The organism is Xanthomonas sp. GPE 39 (assembly GCF_000963005.1).
In the GTDB taxonomy this organism is placed as follows: Bacteria; Pseudomonadota; Gammaproteobacteria; order Xanthomonadales; family Xanthomonadaceae; genus Xanthomonas_A.
The window spans coordinates 690637-717136 of sequence record NZ_JZHZ01000007.1 but is presented as its reverse complement, the minus strand read 5'-3'; the positions used below and the strand labels follow the sequence as shown (position 1 = coordinate 717136).

The following is a 26500-nucleotide window of genomic DNA, read 5'->3' as shown; positions in this document are numbered from 1 at the left end:
GGCTGTGTTCCCGATGCCACGCCACATCCGCTCCGCCTGGTTGAAAACCCTTGGCACGCTTGCCGTGCTGCTCCTGTCGGCATTGCTGGCCGGCTGGATCGGCGACCACGTCTGGATGGCGCTGACCCTGATGTCGCTGGCGGTCATGGCCTGGCACTACTGGCGGCTGCGCCGGGTGCTGAGCCGACTCACGGCGCGTCAACGTTGGGAACCACCGGCCGGGACCGGGGTGTGGAACGAACTGGACAGACTGCTCTACCGCAGCCAAGCGGAAGTGCGCACCCGTAAGCGACGGTTGCTGGATATGTTGCGCGCTTACCGCGCCGCCGCCGCTGCATTGCCGGATGCGGTGGTGGTGATTGATCGCAATAGCCAGCGCATCCAATGGTTCAACGAGGCCGCAGGCACGCTGCTCGGCCTCCATCACCCCAGCGATCTCGGCGTCCTGGTGGTGGAACGGCTGCAGCCAATGCCGTTGGCGCACTGGCTCAGTGACGGGCGCAATGCCGAACCGATGCTGGACACGCCTTCGCCAGTGAATGATCGGCTGCGTCTGAACCTACGCCTGATCCCCTATTCCGAGGACTATTGGCTGCTGGTCGCACGCGACGTCAGTAAGCTGCTGCAACTGGAGCAGGTGCGTCGCGATTTCGTCGCCAATGTTTCCCACGAGTTGCGCACGCCACTGACCGTGGTGCACGGCTATCTGGACATGCTCGACCCGGAGGATTTCCCCGATTCTGGGCAGATGATCGCCGAGATGCGCAAGCAATCGCAGCGCATGACCCAACTGGTCGAGGACCTGCTCACGCTCTCGCGGCTGGAGTCGCAGGAGCATGCCAACGAAGAGAGCATTGCGATGGGGCCGATGCTGGCCACGCTACGTCGCGAGGCCGAAGCGCACAGCCAGGGCCGCCATCACATCGAAGTGCACGACAACGCCGACTGCGACCTGATCGGGTCGAACAAAGAACTGCACAGCGCCTTCTCCAACTTGGTGACCAACGCGGTGCGCTATACCCCGGCCGGCGGCACGATCCATATCCGTTTTGCCCGCGAAGGTGACGGCGCGGTGCTGTCGGTGCGCGACAGCGGCTACGGCATTCCGGCACATCATCTGCCGCGTATCACCGAGCGTTTCTACCGGGTCTCCAGCAGCCGTTCGCGCGAAAGCGGCGGCACCGGGCTGGGGCTGTCGATCGTCAAGCACGTACTGGGCCTGCATCAGGCGCGCCTGGGAATCGAGAGCGAAGTCGGCAAGGGCAGCACCTTCTCCTGCCATTTCGGCGCAGGGCGCGTGCATCGGCGGCAGGAACATGCCACCCTGTTTCATGCCTAACGAGTAACGCCATGCCACGCGCCACCGCTCTGCCGCCCACCCCAGCACCGGACGTCCCTAGCGACCCACTGCGCGATCCATCGCTGTATCTCAATCGCGAACTATCGCAGCTGGACTTCAATTTCCGTGTGCTGGCGCAGGCGCAGGATCCGCAGGTGCCGTTGCTGGAGCGGCTACGCTTCCTGTGCATTTCCTGCACCAATCTGGACGAATTCTTCGAGATCCGCGCGGCCACCGTGCGCCATGCGCAGGAATTCGGCCTGCCGCCAGCGCCGGACGGGATGAGTCCGAGCGCGATCCTCAACGCGATCCACGACCGCGCCGCGCAATTGGTCGATCAACAGTACCGCTGCTGGAACGAGGTCTTACGTCCTGCGCTGAAGGATGCCGGCATCGGCGTGCTCGGACGCCATTCCTGGAATGCGCGGCAGAAGCGCTGGCTGCGCGCCTACTTCCGCAACGAGATCATGCCGGTGCTCTCGCCATTGGGGCTGGACCCGGCGCATCCGTTCCCGAAGATTCTCAATAAATCGCTGAACATCGTCGTGGTGCTGAAAGGCGTGGACGCGTTCGGTCGCGTCGGCCACCTGGCCATCGTGCGCGCACCGCGCTCGTTACCACGCATCATCCAGTTGCCGGAGAGTCTGGCCGAGGGTGGGCAGAGCTTCGTGTTCCTGTCATCGGTGCTGTCGACCTTCGTCGATGAGTTGTTCCCTGGCATGGAGGTGACCGGCTCCTACCAATTCCGCGTCACCCGCAACTCCGAACTGGTGGTCGACGAAGAGGAAGTGGAGAACCTGGCACTGGCGCTGCGCGACGAACTGGTTAACCGTGGCTATCGACCGGCGGTACGACTGGAAATCGCCGAGGACTGCCCGAAGTCCATCGTGCGCACCCTGCTGCAAAACTTCGCCTTGCCCGAGAACGCGCTCTATCGCATCAACGGCCCGGTCAACTTGAGCCGGGTCAACCAGGTCTATGACTTGGTACAGCGGCCGGATCTGAAATATCCATCGATGAATCCGCGCACGCTGCGCGACAACGAAGGCATCTTCCAAATCGCGGCGGCAGGCGACGTACTGCTGCATCATCCCTTCGACGCGTTCACTGCGGTGCTGGACCTGATTAAACAGGCCGCCATCGACCCGAACGTCCTGGCGATCAAACAGACCTTGTACCGCACCGGCAAGGACTCGGGGATCGTCGATGCCCTGGTGCTGGCCGCGCGTAATGGCAAGGACGTCACCGTCGTGGTGGAGCTGCGTGCGCGCTTCGATGAAGAGGCCAACCTGGGCCTGGCCGACCGTCTACAAGAAGCCGGCGTGCAGGTGGTGTACGGCGTGGTCGGCTACAAGACCCACGCCAAGATGCTGCTGATCGTGCGCCGGGAGGGGCGCAAGTTGCGCCGCTACGTCCATCTAGGCACCGGCAATTACCACAGCGGCACCGCGCGCGCCTATACCGATCTGAGCCTAATCACCGCCGACGTGGACATCGGCAACGATGTGCACCTGCTATTCCAGCAACTGTCGGGGCTCGCGCCGAAGATCCGCCTCAAACGTCTGCTGCAATCGCCCTTTACGCTGCATCCAGGCTTGCTGCACAGGATCGAGCGCGAAACCAAACTCGCCACCGCCGGCCGTCCGGGCCGCATCATCGCCAAGATGAACGCGCTCAACGAACCACAGGTGATCCGTGCGCTGTATGCCGCCTCCCAAGCAGGGGTGAAGATCGACCTGATTATCCGTGGCGCCTGCACCCTGCGCCCTGGCGTCCCCGGCATCTCCGACAACATCCGGGTCCGCTCGATCGTCGGTCGCTTCCTCGAACACAGCCGCATCTACTGGTTCGGCAACGATGGCGCGCCCGAGCTGTTCTGCGCCAGCGCCGACTGGTTGGAACGTAACCTGCTGCGACGCGTGGAGACCGGCTTCCCGATCCTGGCCCCGGATCTGGTCAAGCGCATTCAACGCGAAGTGTTGCAGAACTATTTGGCCGACAACCTCAACGCCTGGGAACTGGACGCCAAAGGCAATTACCACAAACTAGCCCCCGGCCAGGACCAGCCACCGCACTCGGCACAGATCGCCCTGCTCGACGGATTGTGACCGCAACGCACCGCTCGCACGAGCAGTGTGTCACCTATCGGCTACCATTCCGTCATGCCTGCCATTTCCCCCACTCATCCGCCGCTACGCGACGGCGACCTGCTGGCCGCCATCGACCTGGGTTCCAACAGTTTCCACATGGTGGTCGCCCGCTATCAGCTCGGGCAATTGCGGGTGGTGGACCGCCTGCGCGAAACCGTGCGCATGGCCGACGGCCTGGATCACAAGGGCGGCCTATCCGCCGAGGCGCGGCAACGCGCGCTGGAGTGCCTGGCCCGCTTCGGCCAACGCATCCGTGACCTGCCATCGCTGCGCGTTCGCGCGCTCGCCACCAACACGGTGCGTCAACTGCGCTCGCCGCAGACCTTCCTGATCCCCGGTGAAACCGCGCTCGGGCATCCCATCGAGGTCGTCAGCGGCCGCGAGGAAGCACGCCTGATCTACCTCGGCGTGGCCCACGCGCAACCGCCCAGGCCCGACCAACGCCGGCTGGTGATCGACATCGGTGGCGGTTCCACCGAATTCATCATCGGCCGTGGCTTGCAGACCCTGGAGCGGGAAAGCCTACAGGCCGGCTGCATCGCCAGCACACGGCGTTTCTTTCCCGGCGGCAAGCTGTCCAGAAAGAAATGGAAGGATGCGCTGACCGACATCGGCGCCGAGTTCCAGCAGTTTGCGATGCAATACCGCGCACTGGGCTGGGACGAGGCGATCGGCTCCTCGGGCACGCACAAAGCGATCGGCGAGATCTGCGCGGCAATGAAACTGACCAAGGGCGGGATCACCGCCGAGGCATTGCCGCAACTGCGCGACCAGCTTCTGCTGGCCAAGCGTATCGAAGACATCGACCTGCCTGGCCTGTCCACCGACCGCCGCCCGATCATCGCTGGCGGCGTGTTGATCCTGGAAGCCGCCTTCCAGGCACTGGGCCTGGAACGCCTCATGGTGAGCAAGGCGGCCATGCGCGAAGGCATCCTCTACGACATGCTCGGCCGCGGTGGCGAGAACGACCCTCGCGCGACCGCGATCGCCGCACTCACCCAGCGCTACGGCATCGACGAAGCGCAGGCCGCGCGCGTGGAGAACACCGCAATGGCACTGTTCGCGCAGGTCGCTACCGACTGGGCGCTGGATGCCGACGACGGACGCATGCTCGGCTGGGCAGCGCGCTTGCACGAACTCGGCCAAGCCATCGCGCACAGCCAATACCATGTCCACGGGGCCTATGTGCTGGAGCATTCGGACATCGCCGGATTCTCGCGGCAGGAGCAGCAGGTGCTGGCCGCGCTGGTACGCGCGCACCGACGCAATGTCTCCAAGACCGCGTTCGACGCGCTGCCCGACCGCCTGCTGCTCAGCGCCAAACGCAAGACCGCCCTACTGCGCCTGGCGGTGCTGTTGCATCGCGCGCACGAGACCGATCCGATTCCGTCGTTGGAACTGAAAGCCAACCAGAACACGCTGCACATGACCCTTTCACAACCCTGGCTCGAAGCACGGCCGCTACAACGCGCCGATCTGATCGGCGAGATCGAGGGCATGGCCGGGCTCGGCATCAGCTTCCAACCATTTGTGGCATAAGCAGCACTGCACAGGAACCGTGGCGGGTACTGCGCTGCGGCAAAGCACTGTGCATGGCTGCTATCTGCGCTGGCGTTGCCCGCGTGCCAACGCATCGCCGCACTTGGCCCCAGCGAACGCCCTGTCCGGGCCCAGGGCGTCATGATTCCTACATCCAGTGGACATGTTCGCTTCACTCCACGACGCGAAGCTTAGGCAAACCGGAGCCTACGCATGCGCTACGCAATCGTCACCGAGACGTACCCCCCCGAGGTCAACGGCGTTGCCCTGACCGTGCATGGGCTGGAATTAGGACTGCGCGCATGCGGCCATACGGTCGAAGTGATACGCCCACGTCAGCTCAGCGACACCGATATGTCGGATCTTCGTCTGGTGCGTGGCGCGGCGTTGCCGCGCTATCCCGGACTGAAGTTCGGACTGCCCGCGCCGCGACGGCTGAGCCAACTATGGCAAACAGCACGACCGGACGCGGTCTACATCGCCACCGAAGGCCCACTCGGCTGGTCGGCGTTGCGCAGCGCGCGGCGTCTTGGCATTCCGATCGCCACCGGCTTCCATACCCGCTTCGACGAATACCTGCCTCAGTACGGCGCAGCCTGGTTGCAATCGACCGCACTGCGCTGGATGCGACGCTTCCACAACCAGGCGCAAGCGACTCTGGTGCCGACCCGCGAACTGCTGGAATTTCTCACCACGCAGGGCTTCGAGCGAGTGCGCCTGCTGGCGCGGGCGGTGGACAGCAAACACTTCGAACCGCAACGTCGCGACGCACAACTGCGTCGGGAATGGGGCCTGCAGGACGATGACTGCGCGGTGCTGTACGTCGGCCGCATCGCCTCGGAAAAGAATCTGCCGCTGGCAGTGCACGCGTTCCGCCAGTTGCAGAAGATCCGCCCGCGTGCACGCTTCGTGTGGGTGGGCGACGGCCCACTGCGCGAGCGCCTGGCGCAGGAGAATCCCGACTTCATCTTCTGCGGCGTGCAGCGTGGCGACGCGCTGGCCCGCCACTTCGCCAGCGGCGACCTGTTCCTGTTCCCCAGCCGCAGCGAAACTTTCGGCAACGTGACCCTGGAAGCCATGTCCAGCGGCGTGGCCACTGTCGCCTTCGATTACGGTGCGGCACGCGAATACCTGCGCGACGGCATCAACGGCGCGGCAGTGGCCGACGATGATGCATTCATCGCTGCAGCGCTGCGCCTGGGGAGCGACGACGCCCTGCGCCGACGCCTGGGCGAAGCGGCCTGCGCGACGATGCGACCACTGCGTCCGGAGCGGGTCGTCGCCGATTTCGATGCGCTTCTTGGCGAACTGGCGGACACCCGGAGGCTCCATGTCGACGCGGCTTGACACCCTACGCTGGCACGAGACACGCTGGTGCCGCCGCGCCAACCACTGGTGCCGACGGCGCTCGGTGCGGCACTTCTTCTCGATGATCAGCCGGCTCGGCGATGGCGTGTTCTGGTACGCGCTGATGACCTTGCTGGTGTTGTGCGACGGCATGAACGGCGTCTTCGCCTCGGCGCACATGGCCGCCACCGGCGTGGTGGCATTGAGCTTGTACAAAGGCCTCAAACGCTGGACGCGGCGCCCGCGCCCATATGCCGCCGACCTGCGCATCCGCGCCTGGGTGGCGCCGCTGGACGAATTCAGCTTCCCCTCCGGTCATACCTTGCATGCGGTGTCCTTCGGCATCGTCGCCCTGGCCTACTACCCTTGGCTTGCGCCGCTATTGGTGCCGTTCATCGCCTGCGTGGCGTTGTCGCGCGTGGTACTGGGACTGCATTACCCCAGCGACGTACTTGCCGCGACCGGTATCGGCACGCTGTTGGCCGGGCTATCGCTGTGGCTGGTGGGATAAGCAAGCACCGGCAATACGTGACCCGAGGCCCGAAACGCAAGGCCGCACTCAACCGCGATAGCAGATGATGCGCCGCGCAGTGGCATGCGCATCGGCAAGCCTACGCAATTGCGCAACGTCGTAACGCGCTGTCGCCGATTCCCGGTCCCGAATCCGGGCATTACAATGCCGCAATGACCACGCTGTTCATCTCCGACCTGCATCTGGATCCGGCACGCCCGGCAATCACCGAGCTGTGCCTGAACTTCCTGCGTGGGGAGGCGCGCCAAGCCGAAGCGTTATACATCCTCGGCGACCTGTTCGAGGCCTGGATCGGTGACGACACGCCATCGGCCGCCGCTGATGCGGTGGCGCTGGAACTACGCGCACTACACGAGGCTGGCGTGCCGGTATTTTTCATGCACGGCAACCGCGATTTCCTGCTCGGTGCCGACTACGCGCAGCGTGCCGGCATCCGCCTACTGCCAGATCCCTGCGTGATCGATCTATACGGCGAGCCCACGCTGCTGATGCATGGCGACCTGCTGTGCACCGACGACACCGCCTACCAGGCGTTCCGTGCGCAGACCCGGGACCCGGCATTCCAACAGCAGTTCCTGGCACAACCACTGCAAGCGCGCATCGCCTACGCACAACATGCGCGCGCCGCCAGCCAGGCGCGCCAGACCGAACTGAAGCAGGGCGACCACGCGCAGTTCGAGACCATCACCGATGTGGCGCCGGCCGAGGTGGCCGCGACCTTCGCACGCTACGGCGTGGCGCGCATGATCCACGGCCACACCCACCGCCCCGCCGTGCATGCACTGGACATCGATGGCCGTGCCTGCACCCGCATCGTACTCGGCGACTGGTACGAACAGGGCTCGGTTCTACGCGCGGATGCGCAAGGATGCCGGTTGCAACATCTGTAGCATCGCGTTCGCCTTAAGGCGCGAAAGCTGGCGTGGCGCATCGCCAGCACAATGCGTATCGACTACCTCGAATCAGACCAACATGCCCGAGCGCCCGCAGCACAATCAGCGCCTGAGTGACGCGCTCTGCCGAATCGCCATCGGCTGTCCTACTGCTCAGTCGCGATAGACCTGATCGCCTCGTCAGAAACAACAGCGCGTTCGATGTTTCCGCGCAAACAGAGCGCATCCGCCGCAGCAATCACCGGCTCAGCCGGCATGATGCTGCAACGCCAGCAGTTCGTCTTCCTCAAAACCGGCCTGTAGGCGTGCCTGCAAATTGAATGGGCCGTGCAGGTAACCGCCAGCATATTCACGCAGCAGCTCGGCGAAGCGCGCACGCGGCTCGATTCCCGCGCGTTCGCAATACCAGCGGTACCAGCGCGAACCGGCGGCGACATGCGCCACTTCCTCGCGCAGGATCAATTCCAGAATCTGCGCCGTGGCCTCGTCGCCGAGCGCACGCAGTTTGACGATCATGCCTGGAGTCACGTCCAGTCCACGCGCCTCCAGCACCCGCGGCACCAGCGCCATCCGCGCCAGACCGTCATGGGCGGTCTTCTCGCACATCTCCCACAGACCGTTATGCGCGGCAAAATCGCCATACGCGTGACCCAACGCGTGCAGGCGGTCGCGCAGCAACACGAAGTGGCGCGACTCGTCATCCGCCACCGCGACCCAATCGGCATAGAACGCCGTCGGCAGGCCGCGAAAACGATAGACCGCATCCCAGGCCAGATCGATGGCATTGAGCTCGATATGCGCGATGGCATGAATGAAGGCCGCGCGGCCTTCGGGACTGCCGAGCCCACGTCGCGACAGCGCACGCGGATGCACCAGCAACGGACGTGGCGGTCGTCCTGGCATGCGCATCGGCTCGGGCGCCGGCGCCGTGGCCGAGATCGCCAGTGCACCGTTGCGCCAGGCAGCGGCATAACGTTGGGTAAGGGCCACTTTTTCGGCAGGATCGGCTGCATCCAGGCAGGCACGGGCGGCCAGATATAGATCGCCGGTCACCGCAGCGCAGGCCTGCGCCGCGTGGTCGCCGTGCAGCGCGACCAAACCAGCCGACGCCACCGCGCAATCGGTAGCGGCGGCACCGTCATGCCGCTCAGGCACGGCGCTTGCGCTTTGCCTCGTCCGAGCGCAACTGCATGATGCGCTCGAAATAATCCTGTTCGATGCCAGTGGTGTAGTGGCCGTTGAAACAAGAGGAGTCGAACGTCTTCAGTTCCGGATTGCCCTCGCGCACGGCCGTCTCCAGATCCTCCAGATCTTGATAGATCAACCAGTCGCACCCCAGAAACTCCTGGACTTCCTCTTCGCTGCGACCATGCGCGACCAGTTCGTCGGCGGCCGGCATGTCGATGCCGTAGATGTTGGGATAGCGCACCGGCGGTGCGGCACTGGCCAAATAGACCTTGCGTGCGCCGGCTTCGCGCGCCATCTGCACGATCTGCCGGCTGGTGGTGCCGCGCACGATCGAATCGTCCACCAGCAACACCACCCGATTGCGGAACTCCAGGTGGATCGGGTTGAGTTTGCGACGTACCGACTTCACCCGCTCGCCCTGCCCCGGCATGATGAACGTGCGGCCGATATAGCGATTCTTGACGAAGCCCTCGCGGTACTTCACCCCGAGCACGTTGGACATCTCCAGCGCGGCATCGCGCGAGGTGTCCGGGATCGGGATGATGGTGTCGATGTCGTGGTCCGGACGCAGGCGCAGAATCTTCTCGCCCAGCTTCATGCCCATGCGCATGCGCGCCTTGTGCACCGAAACGTTGTCGATCATCGAGTCCGGGCGGGCGAAGTACACGTACTCGAAGATGCAGGGCGTGTGGTGGGTGGGCGAGGCACAGACTTCGCAGAACAGTTCGCCGCGACCGGTAATGACCAGCGCCTCGCCAGGACGCACGTCGCGCACGCGGGTAAAGCCGAGGATGTCCAGCGCCGAGGATTCGGACGCCACGATGTACTCGTCACCCTCCACGCCCTCGCGCTTGCCCAGTACCAGCGGACGGATGCCGTGCGGATCGCGGAACGCGACCAACCCCAGGCCCAGCACCACGCTGACCACCGCGTAGCCGCCCTTGCAGCGACGATGCACGCCGGCCACCGCGCGGATCGCCGCTTCCGGGGTCAACATGCGCTGCGCGTCCAGCTCGTAGGCGAACACGTTCAGCAGCACCTCGCTGTCCGAATCGGTGTTGATGTTGCGACGGTCGGCTTCGAATACCTGCTGGCGCAACGCCTCGGTGTTGATCAGATTGCCGTTGTGAGCCAGCGCGATGCCGTAGGGCGAGTTGACGTAAAACGGCTGCGCTTCGTCCATGCCTTCCGAACCAGCAGTGGGATAACGGCAATGGGCGATGCCGACGCGGCCTTCCAGCACCGCCATGCGCTTTTCGTCGAACACATCACGCACCAAGCCGTTGGCCTTCTGCACACGCAGCCGGGTGCCATCGGCGGTGGCGATGCCTGCCGCGTCCTGGCCGCGATGCTGCAACACGGCCAGGCCGTCATAGAGTTGACCGGCCACATTCTGGTTGCCGACGATTCCAACGATGCCACACATTTGAACACTCTCCGCAGTACGAATGCCGCTATTGGGAAGGTGGCCGTGCCTGGCCGTTGGACTCGACCCGTGCCGGATCGCGCGCTGCCGGGCGCGCCTGCGCCGGGTCGATATTCGCAGGCATGCGCTGCGACGGATCGCTCCCGGGCGGCGCGGACCGCGCCCCGGGACGCCCCAGGGCCTTGGACATCATGTCCTGCAGACCAGTCGCCTGCAGGGCATTGTGCACGGCGGCATTATCGCCCGCCGAAGGCACGTTGCCCAAATCCATCTTCGACATGTTGAGTTGCGGTAATTGCGACATATTCAGTTGCGGCACGCGCCAGTCCGGCAATTGCGCGCGCATCCAGCTCACACCGGGGCTCAACACCGGCAGCACCATCGATTGGCGCCACTGCGGTTCGCGAGTCAGCGGGGTGAAGCTCATCAATAAGGTCAGCACGGCAGCGAAGAACCCGCCGCGCAACGCGCCCAGACCAAACCCGAGCGCGCGGTCGGTGCCCGACAACATAGTGGAACGCACCACGGTGCGGATCACCATGCCGGTGATGCCGACCACCAGCATCACCGTCACAAACGTCAACGCATAACCGCCGAAGTAGTAGCTCATGCTCGGATGCGGGCTGTCGGCCAGCCAGCGCCCGACATCCCCGCCGAACTGGAAGCTGGCCCAACCCGCCAGTAGCCAGGACAGGGTCCCGACCACGATGCCGACGAAACCGCGCAAGGCACCGAGCAAGGCCGAGACCAGGATCACGGCCAACAACACGATGTCGATCATGCGCGCCTCCCTCGACCGCACCGCTTCGCGTGGATCGCGCACCACGTTTGCCTTCCCTGGAACATGCAGGCAACTCCATGGGCCACAGCCCGATCAAGGATGTGGACGTACCATACCGCTGATACCGACCTTTGCCGCAACCTGCACGCGCAACTGCTCGGCCTCGGCACGGCTGGCGACCGGCCCGACCCGGACCCGACTCAAGGTGCCCTTGTCGGTGCGGACCTGCTCGACGAAGGCGCTGAAGCCGGACGCGCGGGCCTTATCGCGCAGCGCATCGGCGTCTTCGTTCTTGGCAAACGCGCCCAGTTGGACGGCGAAACCGGTACCGGACGCGGCCGGCGCCGCCGGCGCGCTAGGCGCCGGTTTAGCGGCGGCGGTAACGGCAGACTTGGTCGGCTCGGACTTGGATGCTTCCGGCTTGGCAGGCTCGGGCTTCGCAGGCTCGGACTTGGGCGACGCGGGCTTGGCTGCAACGACCGGCTTGGCCTGCGGCGCCGGCAACGCCTCGGTCTTGGCAGGCGCGCTCGGCGCGGCAACGGCCACGCTGCTGGCTGCCGGAGGCGCGACGGCAGGACTTGGCGCAGCGTCCAGGGTCACCACCTGGGCATTGACATCGTTACGCACCTTCACCGCCTGCAAGCGTACCGATTCAGCCTGGGCACGGTCGGCATAGGGACCGATCCGTACCCGCCATGCCTGGCGTCCGCCCAGCATGGTCGCCTCACGGAAACCCGGCAAATGCGCCTGCTTGAGCCGCGCGACCACCGCATCGGCATCGGACGGGGTGGCGTAAGCGCCAAAATTGACCGCGTAATTCCCCGCCGCCACGCTCGGCGGCAGCGGTTGCGCGGCACTCGCGGTGGCCGGAGTGGCCAGATCGGCGGCATCGGGATTGTCCTGCATCGGCGCGGGTGCGGCGGCAGGCGGCGGCGCAGCGGTAGCGGTGGCGGGCGCTTGAGTCATGCCCACCGCACCACCGCTGGGGGTCTCGCCCGGAGTCACCAGGGGTAACTCGCGGGTCTCGAACTGGCCATCGGCGGGCGCGGCAGGTGCCTTCAGCGGTACGTTGGCGACCCCGCTATCGGGCGCAGGCCCCTTGACCAACATCGGCAGGAAGATCACGGCAAGCGCCACCAGGATCAGGGCGCCAATCAATCGCTGTTTCAGGACGGTATCCACGGAAAAATTTGGGGGAGCGGCATGGCGGAGTGCCGCAGCAATTATAAGGTGACCCTAGCAAGGGGCGGGATCAATCGGCTGAATGCAGCCAATGCAGCGCGTCGGCCGCCGTGTGGAACGAACCGAACACCAGCACCCGGTCCCCAGGACGCGCCTGCTGCAACGCCTGCTGCAACGCCTGCACGACACTCTCGGCGACGACGGCCACGGCGGCGGCAGTGCCGGCCAGCCGTTCCCGCAATTGCACACCGCTCTGGGCGCGCGCTCCGGACAAGCCGGCCAGGTGCCAGGTATCGACCTGCGCTTCCAACGCCTTCACCACACCGACAGCGTCCTTGTCGCCCAACGCCGCGAATACGGCCCAGGTTGCGCCGACAATCGGCTGCGCTTGCAGCGATGCGGCCAGTTCCCGCGCCGCCTGCGGATTGTGGCCGACGTCGACCAGCACCTCCACCCCATCGCGCATGCAAACCTGCAGCCGTCCACGCAAACGTGCCGCCGCAATGCCGTCGGCGTAAGCGCTACGCGGCAGGGACTTGCGCAGCGCACGCAGCGCGGCGATGGCCGTGGCGGCATTGGCTCGCTGTACCGGCGCGCGCAACTGCGGCAAGGGCAACAATAGGTTGGTGCCGACGTCGCGCCAACGCCAGCGTTCGGCGTCGAGCGGTTCGTGGAAGAAATCGCTGCCGGCGCGGAACGTACTGGCACCGATTGCATAGGCATGGCGCAGCACACTGGAGGGCGGATCAATCTCGCCGAGCACCAGGGGCTTCCACGGCCGCGCAATGCCGGCTTTCTCCGCACCGATCGCTTCGCGGTCGCTGCCGAGCCAATCTGTATGGTCGATGTCCACGGTAGTAATCACCGCCACATCGGCATCGACCACGTTCACCGCGTCGAGCCGGCCCCCCAGGCCCACTTCCAACACCGCCAGATCCAGCGCTGCCTGCTGGAACAACCACAGTGCCGCCAGGGTGCCGTATTCGAAATAGGTCAGTGGCGTGTCGCCACGCGCGGCCTCCACTGCGGCGAAACCAGCGATCAATTGCGCATCGCTGGCCTCTTCGCCATCGAGATGTACCCGCTCGTTGTAGCGCAATAGATGCGGCGATGTGTAACTGCCCACCGCCCAACCGCCGGCACGCGCGATCGCCTCGATGAAGGCCACCGTCGACCCTTTGCCGTTGGTGCCACCGACGGTGATGACGCGCTTGGCTGGTCGGGTCAGGCCCATGCGCACGGCCACTGCACGCACCCGCTCCAGGCCCATGGCGATGTCGCGCGGATGTTGCTGCTCGATATAGGCCAGCCAATCGGAAAGCGTGTTCATACGATCAACCCAACTCGATTGATGTGCCGAAAACGCGTGAACCGCCGCAGCCGTGCTTTGCTTTTGTGCTGTTGCATCACTATGCACAGCATCGCAAGGCGAACGAAGTAGCGGCGATTACAGCGCCCGGTGCTTTGCCTCGCCGAAGAACGGTGTGTGGTGCGCGCAATCGTTCAACCGCACCACCTCCAACTGGTCCAGATCCGGCCCTTCCAGCAGATTCAACGTGGTGGGTGCCTGACGGAAACTCCACAGCCGCGCAATCGGCAGGCCCAGTACTCGGCACAGGATCACCCGGTTAACCGCATCGTGTGCCACCACCAGCAAGGTGTCGTGTTCGCCCAGCCCTTCGGTGGCACGCGCCAGACCACGCCAGGAGCGCTCCAACACCTGCCGCAGCGATTCCCCGCCCGGCATCAGCACGGTATCGGGCTCTTCGCGCCAGGCGCGCAAGCGCGCCGGGTCCTTGTCGTGAATCTCGCTGGCCAGCAACCCTTCCCACTCGCCGTGGGCGATTTCCTGCAAGTCCGGCTCGGTCTGCAACATCGCTTCACGCTCGGCGCCCAGGGCCAAACATGCGGTGCGCTGCGCACGCAAGAGCGGCGAGGCGACCGCACGCGACAGCGACACTTCGCGCAGGCGCGCACCCAATGCCTGGGCCTGGGCCTCGCCGACCGGAGAAAGCGGGATGTCGATCTGGCCCTGGTAGCGGCCTTCGGCGTTCCACGGGGTTTCGCCGTGACGGGCGAGCAAAATGCGCATGCGCTGAGATTCCGTTGGGGGAAAAACCGTCTCGCTAACGAAAACGGAGCGGCATGATACTCGCTCCGTTGGTGAAAACCTGTGCGGTGCCGCTTTGTCGTCACCACGGCCTGCTGCAACGGCGGCGATCACAGTGCCGCCGTCGCAATGCCCACATCACTTGGCCAGTTTCAACTCTTGCAACAGCCGTGGTGCCGGCGCCACTTCCTGCATGATCCAATGCAGGTAGCGCGTATCAACCGCGATCATTCGGGTCATCGCCGGGTCGAACACCCAATTCGAACTCACCGACTCCCAGTTACCGTCGAATGCCAGACCAACCAGTTTGCCGTGCGCGTCCATCACCGGCGAACCGGAGTTGCCGCCGGTGATATCCAGATCGGACAGGAAATCCACCGGCACCGTACCCAGTTTCTTGTCTTCCAAGCCGCCATAGCGCTTGGCCTTGGCCGCTTGCAACAGCGCCTTCGGCGAATCGAACGGTTCGCTCCCGGTATCCTTGGCGACCACGCCATCGAGCGTCGTGAACGGGGTGTAGAACACGCCATCCTTCGGCGCATACCCCATGACGTTGCCAAAGGTGATGCGCAGCGAGGAGTTGGCATCCGGATAGACGAACTCACCCTTGCTCTTCTTGTAATCGGCCACAGCCTGCAGGTAGCGCGGACGCGCCAACAGATCCTCGCCTTCGCGACGCTTCTGTTCGCGCTCGATCTGCAGCAACGCAGGCATCAATGCCACCGCGTAGCGCAGCGCCGGATCGTCACTGGCTTCGAACGCGGCGCGGTCGGCATGCAACCATTTCAGACGCTCCTCTGTGCTACCCAACCGCGTGCCGGCCAGCCGCGTAGCGGCGGCTTGCGCATCGGCGCCGGCCAGCCACTGATCCAGCGCCGGCACATGCTGCGCCTTGGGCAACTTCAGATATTGCGCAAACCAGTAACGCTGCAGTTGGCTGTCCATCGCCGGAACATAACGATGCTCCATCTGCTTCATCGCACCCTCGATCTCGGGCAGGTCACGCGCTTGATACCCCGGCTCACGCTCGGCATCCGGCTTGGCGCGTTCGATCGCCAGGCGGTACAGCGACACCGCACTTCCCAGCACGCCGGTACGGCGCAACTGCCGCAGCACCAGGTCGCGGTCGCGGGTGGTTTTGGCCTGCTCGTTCAGCGCCAGCAATTGCGCATGCGCCTGCAAGGCCGCGCTGCCCGTGCGCCCCTGATGTTTCAACCACTCCAGCACCGCACGCTCCTCTTCGCGTTTCTTGGTGGCGGCGTCGATGCGCTTGAAGCCTTCCAACTGGCCTTCGAAGTTCTTGGCGACGTTGTTCCAACTGGCCATTGTGGCCGCGTACTTCACCTGAATCTCGGGGTTCTGCTTTCCAGCCTGCTCCACCAACGCGATCAGGTCGCGGTATTGCTGCGCGGCCACGGGATAGCCCCAGTCGGCGACGGCGTCGAATTCGGCAGCCAGCGCGTAACGACTGGTGCGCCCAGGGTAGCCGGCCACCATCACGAAATCGCCCGCACCCAGCGGCTGGTCGGCGAATGCCAGGAAATGCTTAGGCTGGTACGGCACGTTGTCCTTGGCATACGCCGCAGGCTTGCCGTCCTTGCCGACATAGGCACGAAAGAACGAGAAATCGCCGGTGTGGCGCGGCCACATCCAGTTGTCGATTTCGCCACCGAACTTGCCGATTCCCGACGGCGGCGCGTACACCAGGCGGACGTCGCGGATTTCCAAATTACGGAACAAACGGTAGGTATTGCCACCGGAGAAGCTGTAAAGCGTGCAGCGGTAACCGGCCTCGGCCTCGCATGCGGCGACCTGCGCCTTGTCGAAGTTTTCCAGCGCCTGCTTGCGTTTGAGCGCATCCTTGCCAGCGGCGTCCATGGCCGCCTTGGCCTGCGCGGTGACGTCGGTGATGCGATCAAGGACGTAGATGCGTTCGTTCGGACCGGCGCTCAATTCCGCGCTGCCAGTGGCAGCGTTGAAACCGTCGCGGATCAGGTTCTTCTGCGGGGTGGAATTGAGCTGGATCGCACCGTAAGCACAATGGTGATTGGTCACCACCAAGCCTTGCGGGGAGACGAAGCTGGCGGTACAGCCACCGAGCGAGACCACCGCGCCCATGGGGTCGCCGGTCAGGTCGGCCAGTTGCTGTGGCGACAGTTTCAAACCGGCTTTTTGCAGCGGGCCAGCGATATCCGGCAACTGCTGTGGCACCCACATACCCTCACCGGCATGGGCGCACGAAACACTGGCCAGAACGGCGGCAACGGCAACGGCGATGGTCCACGGAGTCGGACGCATAGAAGCGGTTTCCTTGAAGAAAGATCCGCCAGTCTAACGGCGGCGGCGGCTGTTCCCGACCGTGACCAATGGCACCCTATACGCCGCGGCGCATGACCATGCGAACGCGCGGCTTATACTTTGCTCCTCTCCAACCGAACCTTGCACCACCATGGCGCAGACAATGAAGGCGCTGGTCAAGCGCGACGCAACCAAGGGCATTTGGCTGGAACAGGTGCCGGTGCCGACGCCTGGCCCCAACGAAGTCCTCATCAAATTGGAAAAAACCGCGATCTGCGGCACCGACCTGCACATCTACCTGTGGGACGAATGGAGTCAGCGCACGATCAAGCCAGGCCTGACCATCGGCCACGAATTCGTCGGCCGCATCGCCGAACTGGGCCCAGCGGTCAGCGGCTATCAGGTCGGCCAGCGCGTTTCCGCAGAAGGCCATATTGTCTGCGGCCACTGCCGCAACTGCCGCGGTGGACGCCCGCATCTGTGTCCGAACACCCTCGGTATCGGCGTCAACGTCAACGGCGCCTTCGCCGAGTACATGGTGATACCGGCGTCCAACCTGTGGCCGATTCCCGACCCGATTCCATCGGAGTTGGCAGCGTTCTTCGATCCCTACGGCAACGCCGCGCACTGCGCGCTGGAATTTGACGTCATCGGCGAGGATGTATTGATCACCGGCGCCGGCCCGATCGGCATCATCGCCGCCGGCATCTGCAAGCACATCGGTGCACGCAACGTGGTGGTCACTGACGTCAACGACTTTCGCCTCAAGCTGGCGGCGGACATGGGCGCCACACGCGTGGTCAACGTCGCCAATACCTCGCTCCGGGACGTGATGGCCGACCTGCACATGGAAGGCTTCGACGTGGGCCTGGAAATGAGCGGCAACCCGCGCGCCTTCAATGACATGCTCGACTGCATGTACCACGGCGGCAAGATCGCCATGCTCGGCATCATGCCGCGCGGCGCTGGCGCCGACTGGGACAAGATCATCTTCAAGGGGCTGACCGTGCAAGGCATCTATGGCCGCAAGATGTACGAGACCTGGTACAAGATGACCCAGTTGGTGCTGTCCGGTTTTCCGTTGGGCAAGGTACTCACTCACCAATTGACCATCGACGAATTCCAAAAAGGTTTCGACCTGATGGAAGAAGGGAAAGCAGGCAAAGTCGTCCTGAGCTGGTAAGCGATCGGTCGCGATGGGCAGCATTGAATCCAGAAAGACGCGGGGCGTCGCCAGACACCCTGCATCGTCTCGGTGGTCGCTCAGCAGCCGATCTTTGCACGGACCACACTTCGTCAGCCAAACACCCTCTCCTTGAAAGCATCGCCACGGTAAAATCGGCGGATCTTCCGCCGTGCGTGCCCGTCATGACCGACTCCCGTCTCACCCAGCACTACGCCGACGAACTGGACGCGATTCGCGCGCAAGGTCTGTTCAAGTCAGAACGCATCATCGTCGGCCCGCAAGCGGCCGAGATTGCGCTGGCCGACGGCCGCCGCGTGCTGAATTTCTGCGCCAACAACTATCTGGGTCTGGCCGATCATCCCGCACTGATCGCTGCCGCCAAGGACGCCCTGGACACGCACGGCTTCGGCATGGCCTCGGTGCGCTTCATCTGCGGCACCCAGGATCTGCATAAGCGGCTAGAGGCGCAGATCGCCGCGTTCTTCGGCACCGAGGATACGATCCTCTACGCCGCCTGCTTCGACGCCAACGGCGGCCTGTTCGAACCGCTGCTGGGCGAACACGACGCGATCATCTCCGACGCGCTCAACCATGCTTCGATTATCGATGGCGTGCGCCTGTGCAAGGCAAAACGCTTCCGCTACGCCAACTGCGACATGGCCGAGCTGGAAGCGCAATTGCAAGCCGCCGATGCAGCCGGCTGCAAGACCAAGCTAATCACCAGCGACGGGGTGTTCTCGATGGACGGCTTCATCGCCCCATTGGACGAAATCACCGCACTCGCCAAACAGTACAACGCGCTGGTGCATATCGACGAGTGCCACGCAACCGGCTTCCTCGGATCCAGTGGCCGCGGCTCGGCTGAGGTCAAGGGCGTGCTGGACAGGATCGACCTGTTCACCGGCACCCTGGGCAAGGCCATGGGCGGGGCGCTCGGCGGGTTCACTACTGGCCGAGCCGAGGTGATCGAACTCTTGCGCCAACGCTCACGGCCCTACCTGTTCTCCAATTCGCTACCGCCGCACGTGGTGGCTGCCGGCATCAAAGCATTCGAAATGCTGGACGCAGCCGACGATCTACGCGAACGCCTGGTCGAGAACACCGCCTACTTCCGTGCACGCATGGCCGCCGCCGGTTTCGACATCAAGCCCGGCACTCACCCGATCTGCCCGGTGATGCTGTACGACGCGCCGCTGGCACAGCGCTTTGCCGAGCGCCTGCTGGAAGAAGGCATCTACGCAATCGGCTTCTTCTTCCCAGTCGTGCCCAAGGGGCAGGCGCGCATCCGCACTCAGATCAGCGCCGCGCATACCCGCGCGCACCTGGATCAGGCAATCGATGCGTTCACTCGGATCGGTCGCGAGTTGAAGGTCATTGGCACCTGACATGCGTCAGGTGCCAACAAGCCAAGCGTGCTTGCTCGCCGCGCAAGCCAGAGATTCTGGCGACACCTCGGCAGAGAACCGCATGGATGATGGCTAAGGGGTACACGCTGCGCAGGCAAGCGACGATGTGTCGAGCCTACTTCGCCCGACTCAATCGCACGACCAGGCTGCACCCCGATTTCGGCGATCTCCTGGCCATGCGATTCAGCGCGCGGCTTACGCGCTCACGTCCGTCACTGCCAACGCGCTGACTTCGGCCGCACTGAGTGTGCGCCATGCCCCCTTGCTCAGTTCACCCAGCGCTAGCGTGCCGATCGCCACCCGCACCAGACGCACGACGTCCACACCCAGGGCGGCGAGCAAACGCCGGATCTGTCGGTTACGCCCCTCGTCCAGCACCACCTCCAGCCAGGCGTGGCGCTCGCCCTGGCGCAACAGACGCACCTGCTTGGCACGTAGCACTTCGCCATCGGCGACAACGCCCGCACACATACGCTGCAACAGTGCCGCATCCGGCAGAACATCCACCTGCACGTGGTACGTCTTGTCCGGACCACTTCCCGGATCGGTGACGCGCGCCGCCCATTGCGGATCGTTGGTGAAGAGCAACAAGCCTTCGCTGGCCTTGTCCAGACGACCGACCGGCGCCAGCCATGGCAAGCCGGCACCATCGAAACAGCGGTAGACCGTCTCGCGGCCACGCTCGTCTTGCGCGGTGGTCACAAGCCCACGCGGCTTGTTGAGCATCAGGTACAAGCGTTCGCTCGCCGACAGCGGCGCACCATCCAAGGCAAGGCGATGCCGGCCACGCAAGATCGGGAATTCAGGGTCGGTGACAACCCGCCCATCGACCGCAACGCGACCGGCGGCAATCCAACGCACCGCCTCGGTCCGCGAGCACAGCCCCAACTTGGACAGCGTGCGCGCTAGACCATGTCGTGGCCCAGCCACCACAACGGGAGGCATCGCCGCCGTCGACGTCAGCGCACGCGACCGGCTTGAACGCGGCGGTTTCAACTATCGCACCATCGGATGGGCGCGGGCAGCGACCGGACCGCAGACGAACCCGCGCCGGGCTTACTTGGCCTCGACCGGTGCTGGTACCGGTACCGGCGCAGCAGCCGCAGCGGCCGGGGCGGCAGCCGGACGGGCCTTGATCACATGCACGCCACGCGCCTTCATCCACGCATCGAATTCATCGGCGGTCATACGTTTTCCGTTCTGACTCATGTCAAAGCGCCACGGCGTGTTGTCGAACGCGGTCTTCGGCTTGTAGGCCGACGGATCATTCGGATTGACCGCACCACCGGGAGGAATCGCTTTCGCCACGCTCTGACAGCTCTCCGCACGCAGGCGCAGCAGCACCCGATCCAGCGACTGATCGCTGCTGTAGGACTGCGTCAGCACCCCGCTGGGCATCCCCAGCTGCACATCGCGGCTGAACAACTCGGTGGCCACCGGCGCTGCAACCGTGGCCGGTAACGCCAGCGGCTTGGGCAGGAGATCGCCGGAGCAATCCGGCGCGGCATGGGCAACAGGAACCAGGGCCAGACCAATCAGGCTAGCCATCACGATACGCAGCATCGGTTTTTTCCACTCGGGCGAGACGACGCAGCGAGTGTAGGCAGGCCACGGCAGAGTTTCAATCAATACCGGCACTACATCGGCTAAATAATTGGGAAGGATGAAAAAATGCACCCCGCAAGAGATCCAGATCACAACGGTCCGGTAGCGGACGTATTGTTTGTCTGCGCGCCAATAGCGCAGAGGCGACCTCTTCGATCAAGGCGACCACACACAAACACAAAGCCCGGCGCGAGGCCGGGCTTTGCTTGAGACGTGAAGCGTCCGATCAGTTGTTCTGGACGTTCAGCTCGGTACGACGGTTCTTGGCGCGACCTTCCGGATTGTCCGAACCATCCGGGTTGGTGTTCGGCGCGATCGGGCGGGTCTTGCCGTAGCCAATCGGTCCGATCAGACGCGAAGCGTCAACGCCGTTCTTGACCAGGTAGTCGTACACGACGCGGGCGCGACGCTCGGACAGCTTCTGGTTGTACTTGTCGCTACCGATGGAGTCGGTGTGACCGGCAACCTCGACCTTCAGGTCGGGGTAACGCTTCAGGATCTCCGTGGCCTCGCTCAGGATCGAGATAGCATCCGGACGCAGGGTCGACTTGTTGAAGTCGAAGTTGACACCCTTCAGGTCGATCGACACCGGCACCGGGCAACCGTCCGGACCAACGGTCTGACCCGGCTTGGAGTCAGGGCACTTGTCGTCGCAGTTGTTGACGCCGTCACCGTCGTCATCCTTATCCGCGCAGCTCGGGGCAACCGGCGGCGGCGGCGGCGGCGGGACCGGAGCGGACGGGGCAGGCCCAAGCGGGATCACCACGCCAACCGAGGCCAGCGTGTCGCCGAACCAGTTACGGGACGGAGCCGCGACGCTCTTGTCGTCGAAATCAGCGCGGTAGGCCACTTCAGCGCGCACCGCAATGTGCTTGTCGAAGGTGGTCTGCAGACCGGCGCCGACCTTGGCGGCAAAGTTGCCGTCCTTGCGCTTGCCGGGGGAGATGGGACCGCCGGTATCGAACGATTCTTCAGCGCGCTGGTAGCCCGCGCCGAACAGCACGTACGGGTTCCAACCACGGCCTTCCTGGATGAAGTGGCGACGCAGGTCGACGGAGACGCCGTACTGGCTCCAGTTCAGGTCTTCGTTGGCCTTGAAGTTCGGGTTCTGATAGTTCAGTTCACCGTCCAGCGACCAGTTCGGGTTGATGAACTTGCCCAGACCAAGGGTGACGAACGGGGCATCGTTGGTGTGGCGATGCTCGTCCTGGAAATTGAAACCAGCAGCACCGGTCAGGTACCAACGGTCGTCGAATTCCTGAGCGGATGCTGCCTGGGCAACGGCCAGACCGCCCAACAACGCGGCGGTGAGAATTTTCTTGTTCATTAATACAGCTCCTTGTTTCGGGGAGTTAAAACGATAGAGGCATGGTTTAAGTACAGATGTCTCATCACATCCAGACGGCCGTTTCCGCATGCCATCGCCGCGCACCTTATGCTTGGCATGGTGAAGAGAGCGTTAACAAGCACGTAACATGTGGAAGCCGACGCCACTGACTGCTTGCTGCATGGCACCGACTACACCCTATACAGCTTGATGAAATCATGCAACGCAACTTTTACATTTGCGTTTGTCTTGGTAGACAGCGGTCCGCACAACGATGGATATCCCATTCCGGATCAAGAGACAGCCGCTGCTTAGCCAGTCAGGTCTTCGACAGAAGCGAAAATAGGCTGGTCCCGAGGCGGTCAGCGCTTTGCATGTCATGCGGTCGATGATCGCAAAAAGCCGGTGTCGCACCCCTTGGCGACCTGATCGTGGGCACGAGCACGGCTTAATAGTTGCGGCAAAATCTGCAACAGTCAGTCGGCACCTCAACCGGCCCACATGCAGCGATCAAAGACGACCAGCCCCGTGCCCGTGGTGATGTCGGTCTCCTAAGCTGGCGTCGTTGCGCGCAATCTGCTGCCTGCGGCCACTGCCCGAACCATGGCATCGCCCCTTCTCCCAATACCCAGGAGTCTTCAATGAAAGCGGTCGCCCTCACCCGATACCTGCCGATCGACGATCCGCAGTCACTGCAAGACATGGACCTGCCCATGCCAGCAACGCCTACCGGCTTCGACCTGCTGGTCCGAGTGGAGGCAGTGTCGGTCAACCCGGTGGACACCAAGGTGCGCACACCTAAGCCATTGCTGGAAACCCAGCCCAAGGTGCTGGGCTACGATGCCGCTGGTGTGGTCGAAGCAGTCGGCCCACATGCCGAGGGCTTCGAACCCGGCGACGAGGTGTACTACGCTGGCGACATCACCCGCGCCGGCAGCAATGCGCAATATCAGTTGGTCGATGCACGCATTGTCGCGCGCAAACCGACCACGCTGGATTTCGCCCAGGCTGCGGCACTGCCGCTGACCACGTTGACCGTCTGGGAACTGCTGTTCCAACGCATGCCGTTCGACTTCGACGACGCGCGCAATCGCGGCCTGTGCCTGCTCGTGATCGGCGGCGCTGGTGGAGTCGGCTCGATCGCGATCCAGTTGGCGCGGCACGCCGGCTTCAATGTGATCGCCACCGCCTCGCGCGCCCAAACCCGCGATTGGTGCCTGCAACTGGGCGCACACCACGTCATCGACCATCGCCAACCGCTTGCACCGCAGTTGCAGGAACTGGGCATCGAGCAAGTGGACGCGGCGCTGAACCTGGCCGACACCGACCGCTATTGGCAGGCGTTGGGCGAGCTGATCGCGCCACAGGGCCACGTCGGGCTGATCGTCGAGCCGACTGGACCGCTGCACATCGGCGATCCGTACAAGGCCAAATGCATCGGCATCCATTGGGAAATGATGTTCGCGCGCCCACGCTTCCGCACTGCGGACATGATCGAACAACACCGCATTCTGGCGCGCACGGCCAGTCTGGTGGATGCCGGTGCGTTGCGCACCACGCTGACCGAAACCCTGACCCCAATCAACGCGACCAACCTGCGTCAAGCACATCGGCGTTTGGAATCAGGGAGCACCATCGGCAAGTTGGCGCTGGCCGGCTGGGAGTGAACACGGCAACCCGATAGGTGCGGCATTGACCACGGCAAAGAACCGTTGCGGCCGATGGTCTGACTCTACGCATAGGGACTGACGGCAGGCACTGCGCCGCCGCTCCATCCGTCTCTAGCCCACTTGCCGCAGCGGTGATTTCGAGGCAACCTGCGGGCCATACGCAAGCGTATCCCCGCCATGTCATCGACCTCCGGTCATCCCGCCTCCACCACCACCTATCCGCATCTGTTCGCCCCGCTCGATCTGGGCTTCACGCAGTTGCGTAATCGGGTGCTGATGGGTTCCATGCACACTGGCCTGGAGGACCGGGCCCGCGACTTCCCGAAGCTGGCCGCCTATTTCGCCGAACGCGCCGCTGGCGGTGTCGGGCTGATCGTCACCGGCGGTTTCGCACCGAACATCGTCGGCTGGCTAAAACCCTTCGGTGGCAAGCTGTCATGGTCCTGGGAGGTGCGTCCGCATCGGCAGGTGACAGCCGCGGTGCACGCGCACGGGGCCAAGATCTGCCTGCAATTGCTACATGCCGGACGCTACGCCTATCACCCACTGTCGGTGGCGCCATCGCGACTGAAGGCGCCGATCACGCCATTCACCCCGCGCGCACTGTCCGAGCGCGGGGTCGAGCGCCAGATCCACGCCTATGCGCACGCGGCGCGGCTGGCGCGCGAAGCAGGCTACGACGGCGTCGAAGTGATGGGCTCGGAAGGCTATCTGATCAACGCATTCCTCGCCCCGCGCGGCAACCGCCGCCACGATGCCTGGGGCGGCGACGCAGTCCGGCGCATGCGGTTCGCGGTGGACATCGTGCGCCGTATCCGCGCCGCTTGCGGACCAGACTTCATCATCATCTACCGACTCTCGCTGGCGGACCTGGTCAAGGACGGCAGCGATTGGCAAGAGATCGTGGCGCAAGCCCAGGCAATCGAAGCGGCCGGCGCGACCCTGATCAACTCCGGTATCGGCTGGCACGAGGCACGCATCCCCACCATCGCCACCTCGGTGCCGCGCGCCGCCTTCGCCGCAGCCACCGCCAAGCTCAAGCCGCACCTGCGCGTGCCGCTGATCGCGAGCAACCGTATCAATATGCCAGAGGTGGCCGAACGCATCCTCGCCAGCGGCGGCGCCGACATGGTCTCGCTGGCGCGACCGCTGCTGGCCGACCCGGAATGGGTGAACAAAGCACGAGATGGTCAAGCACAGGCAATCAACACTTGCATCGCCTGCAACCAGGCTTGTCTGGACCACGTGTTCGAGCACAAAACCGCCAGTTGCCTGGTCAATCCGCGCGCGGCCGCCGAAACCGAACTGAACTACGTGCCGACCCGCACACCCAAGCGCATCGCCGTGGTCGGCGCAGGCCCGGCCGGCCTGGCCTGCGCCAGCGTGGCCGCCGAACGCGGACACCATGTCACCCTGTTCGACAGCGCCGCCGAGATCGGCGGCCAGTTCAACCTGGCCAAGCGGATCCCCGGCAAGGAAGAATTCCACGAAACCCTGCGCTACTTTCGCCACAGACTGGACACCACCGGAGTCGAACTGCATCTGCACACCACCGCCGATGCAGCGCGGCTGGCCGGCTTCGACGACGTCGTGCTGGCCACCGGTATCGTGCCGCGCAAGGTGGATTTCCCCGGCGCCGATCACCCCCATGTGGTCAGCTATCTGGATGTGCTGCAGGGACAGGTGCAGGTGGCAGACAAGGTCGCGATCATCGGGGCCGGCGGCATCGGTTTCGATGTCGGCACATTCCTCGTACATGCCGGTGCATCGACTGCACTGGACCCGGCGCGCTGGATGGCCGAATGGGGCGTGGATCCGCAGTTCGAGGGACGCGGCGCACTGTGCAAGCCGAGCCCGGAACCACCGTTGCGCAGCGTCTGGCTGTTGCAGCGTAGCCCGGGCCGTCCTGGTGCGCGGCTGGGCAAAACCACCGGCTGGATCCATCGCACCGCACTGAAGGCCAAGGGCGTGACCATGCTCGGTGGGGTCGAGTATCTGGGCATGGACGACAGCGGCCTGCGGATCCGGGTGAACAACATCGAGCAGTTGCTGGCGGTCGGCACCGTCGTGGTCTGCGCCGGCCAGGAACCACGGCGCGAGCTGCAGACAGCGCTGCTAGCCGCCGGATGCACCCCGCACCTGATCGGCGGCGCCGACCTTGCAACGGAGCTGGACGCCAAGCGTGCCATCGCCCAAGGCAGTTGGTTGGCCGCGCGCCTGTAGCAATGCGCGTTGTGTCGGGCGATGGCGGCACACTCCGATGCACGCCGCGCCGGGTCCACGACTCAGGCGAAAACCGCTGCGCTGCTCCGCGCGGCGGCATTTTCGCCACAGAAAACGCAACCACTGTCAACCGCCGAGATTCAGTTGCGATTGGGAACCCAGCCCCTATTGTGCGCGCCTTCTCACCCGATCCGCCCACCTTGGCGGATCCGCCGGACTCCAAATTGGACCGGCATCCGGGCGGCACGTGACAGGCCGCCTCCCCATGACGCCAAGTCGTCTCGCTTGCCGCGCCATC

Annotated in this window: 20 protein-coding genes; 10 read left to right on the top strand and 10 right to left on the bottom strand. The window is 64.4% G+C overall.

The window, feature by feature from the left end:
* Positions 1 to 13: 13 nt before the first annotated feature.
* The 6 genes from phoR (at position 14) to lpxH (ending at position 7797) form a co-directional block, all read left to right on the top strand.
* Entirely contained in the window at positions 14 to 1339 is a 1326-nt protein-coding gene (gene phoR / locus XALGPE39_RS03030; protein WP_045726934.1) for a phosphate regulon sensor histidine kinase PhoR, read from the top strand.
* An 11-nt stretch (positions 1340 to 1350) separates the two neighbouring features.
* Complete coding sequence (gene ppk1, locus XALGPE39_RS03025; protein WP_045726933.1) at positions 1351 to 3447, top strand: polyphosphate kinase 1; 2097 nt, start codon at positions 1351 to 1353, stop codon at positions 3445 to 3447.
* Between the two features lie 54 nt (positions 3448 to 3501).
* Positions 3502 to 5028, top strand: a complete 1527-nt coding sequence (gene ppx, locus XALGPE39_RS03020) for an exopolyphosphatase (RefSeq protein ID WP_045726932.1) — start codon at positions 3502 to 3504, stop codon at positions 5026 to 5028.
* A gap of 213 nt (positions 5029 to 5241) precedes the next feature.
* On the top strand, positions 5242 to 6375 hold the full coding sequence (locus tag XALGPE39_RS03015; protein WP_045726931.1) for a glycosyltransferase family 1 protein: 1134 nt from the start codon (positions 5242 to 5244) through the stop codon (positions 6373 to 6375).
* Positions 6359 to 6886 (top strand): phosphatase PAP2 family protein, encoded by a 528-nt coding sequence (locus XALGPE39_RS03010; RefSeq protein ID WP_045726930.1) that lies wholly within the window; start codon positions 6359 to 6361, stop codon positions 6884 to 6886. Before XALGPE39_RS03015 ends, XALGPE39_RS03010 begins: the two co-directional genes overlap by 17 nt.
* A 173-nt stretch (positions 6887 to 7059) precedes the next feature.
* Complete coding sequence (gene lpxH, locus XALGPE39_RS03005; protein ID WP_045726929.1) at positions 7060 to 7797, top strand: UDP-2,3-diacylglucosamine diphosphatase; 738 nt, start codon at positions 7060 to 7062, stop codon at positions 7795 to 7797.
* A gap of 249 nt (positions 7798 to 8046) precedes the next feature.
* Here lpxH and XALGPE39_RS03000 read toward each other — a convergent pair whose 3' ends face one another.
* From XALGPE39_RS03000 to XALGPE39_RS02970, 7 genes are all read right to left on the bottom strand, one after another.
* Positions 8047 to 8889, bottom strand: coding sequence for a ferritin-like domain-containing protein (locus XALGPE39_RS03000; RefSeq protein ID WP_045728920.1), 843 nt, complete (start codon positions 8887 to 8889; stop codon positions 8047 to 8049).
* Between the two features lie 58 nt (positions 8890 to 8947).
* On the bottom strand, positions 8948 to 10414 hold the full coding sequence (gene purF / locus XALGPE39_RS02995) for an amidophosphoribosyltransferase (protein ID WP_045726928.1): 1467 nt from the start codon (positions 10412 to 10414) through the stop codon (positions 8948 to 8950).
* A gap of 28 nt (positions 10415 to 10442) precedes the next feature.
* On the bottom strand, positions 10443 to 11195 hold the full coding sequence (locus XALGPE39_RS02990) for a CvpA family protein (protein ID WP_045726927.1): 753 nt from the start codon (positions 11193 to 11195) through the stop codon (positions 10443 to 10445).
* Positions 11196 to 11288: 93 nt separating this feature from the next.
* Entirely contained in the window at positions 11289 to 12377 is a 1089-nt protein-coding gene (locus XALGPE39_RS02985; RefSeq protein ID WP_045726926.1) for an SPOR domain-containing protein, read from the bottom strand.
* A gap of 70 nt (positions 12378 to 12447) precedes the next feature.
* Complete coding sequence (gene folC / locus XALGPE39_RS02980) at positions 12448 to 13707, bottom strand: bifunctional tetrahydrofolate synthase/dihydrofolate synthase (protein ID WP_045726925.1); 1260 nt, start codon at positions 13705 to 13707, stop codon at positions 12448 to 12450.
* A 117-nt stretch (positions 13708 to 13824) separates the two neighbouring features.
* The gene (locus XALGPE39_RS02975; RefSeq protein WP_045726924.1) at positions 13825 to 14469 is read right to left on the bottom strand and encodes a histidine phosphatase family protein; all 645 of its coding nucleotides are present in this window, start codon (positions 14467 to 14469) and stop codon (positions 13825 to 13827) included.
* 156 nt (positions 14470 to 14625) lie between these two features.
* Positions 14626 to 16704: a S46 family peptidase gene (locus XALGPE39_RS02970; RefSeq protein WP_200893898.1), complete on the bottom strand. Its 2079-nt coding sequence runs from the start codon at positions 16702 to 16704 to the stop codon at positions 14626 to 14628.
* A 232-nt stretch (positions 16705 to 16936) separates the two neighbouring features.
* Here XALGPE39_RS02970 and tdh point away from each other — a divergent pair, with 232 nt between their 5' ends.
* Both tdh and kbl read left to right on the top strand, forming a co-directional pair.
* Complete coding sequence (gene tdh / locus XALGPE39_RS02965; RefSeq protein ID WP_045726922.1) at positions 16937 to 17968, top strand: L-threonine 3-dehydrogenase; 1032 nt, start codon at positions 16937 to 16939, stop codon at positions 17966 to 17968.
* A gap of 185 nt (positions 17969 to 18153) precedes the next feature.
* A complete protein-coding gene (gene kbl / locus XALGPE39_RS02960; protein ID WP_045726921.1) occupies positions 18154 to 19356 on the top strand; it encodes a glycine C-acetyltransferase in 1203 nt (400 codons plus the stop codon).
* 216 nt (positions 19357 to 19572) lie between these two features.
* On the opposite strand, the gene XALGPE39_RS02955 is transcribed toward kbl, so the two are convergent.
* From XALGPE39_RS02955 to XALGPE39_RS02945, 3 genes are all read right to left on the bottom strand, one after another.
* On the bottom strand, positions 19573 to 20322 hold the full coding sequence (locus tag XALGPE39_RS02955; protein ID WP_045726920.1) for a pseudouridine synthase: 750 nt from the start codon (positions 20320 to 20322) through the stop codon (positions 19573 to 19575).
* Between the two features lie 111 nt (positions 20323 to 20433).
* A complete protein-coding gene (locus XALGPE39_RS02950; protein ID WP_045726919.1) occupies positions 20434 to 20940 on the bottom strand; it encodes a hypothetical protein in 507 nt (168 codons plus the stop codon).
* Between the two features lie 268 nt (positions 20941 to 21208).
* Positions 21209 to 22309 (bottom strand): OmpA family protein, encoded by a 1101-nt coding sequence (locus XALGPE39_RS02945; RefSeq protein ID WP_045726918.1) that lies wholly within the window; start codon positions 22307 to 22309, stop codon positions 21209 to 21211.
* A gap of 641 nt (positions 22310 to 22950) precedes the next feature.
* On the opposite strand from XALGPE39_RS02945, the gene XALGPE39_RS02940 reads away from it, so the two are divergent.
* The gene (locus XALGPE39_RS02940; protein ID WP_045726917.1) at positions 22951 to 23976 is read left to right on the top strand and encodes a zinc-binding alcohol dehydrogenase family protein; all 1026 of its coding nucleotides are present in this window, start codon (positions 22951 to 22953) and stop codon (positions 23974 to 23976) included.
* Between the two features lie 180 nt (positions 23977 to 24156).
* Positions 24157 to 26202, top strand: a complete 2046-nt coding sequence (locus XALGPE39_RS02935; protein ID WP_045726916.1) for an NADPH-dependent 2,4-dienoyl-CoA reductase — start codon at positions 24157 to 24159, stop codon at positions 26200 to 26202.
* Positions 26203 to 26500 lie beyond the last annotated feature (298 nt).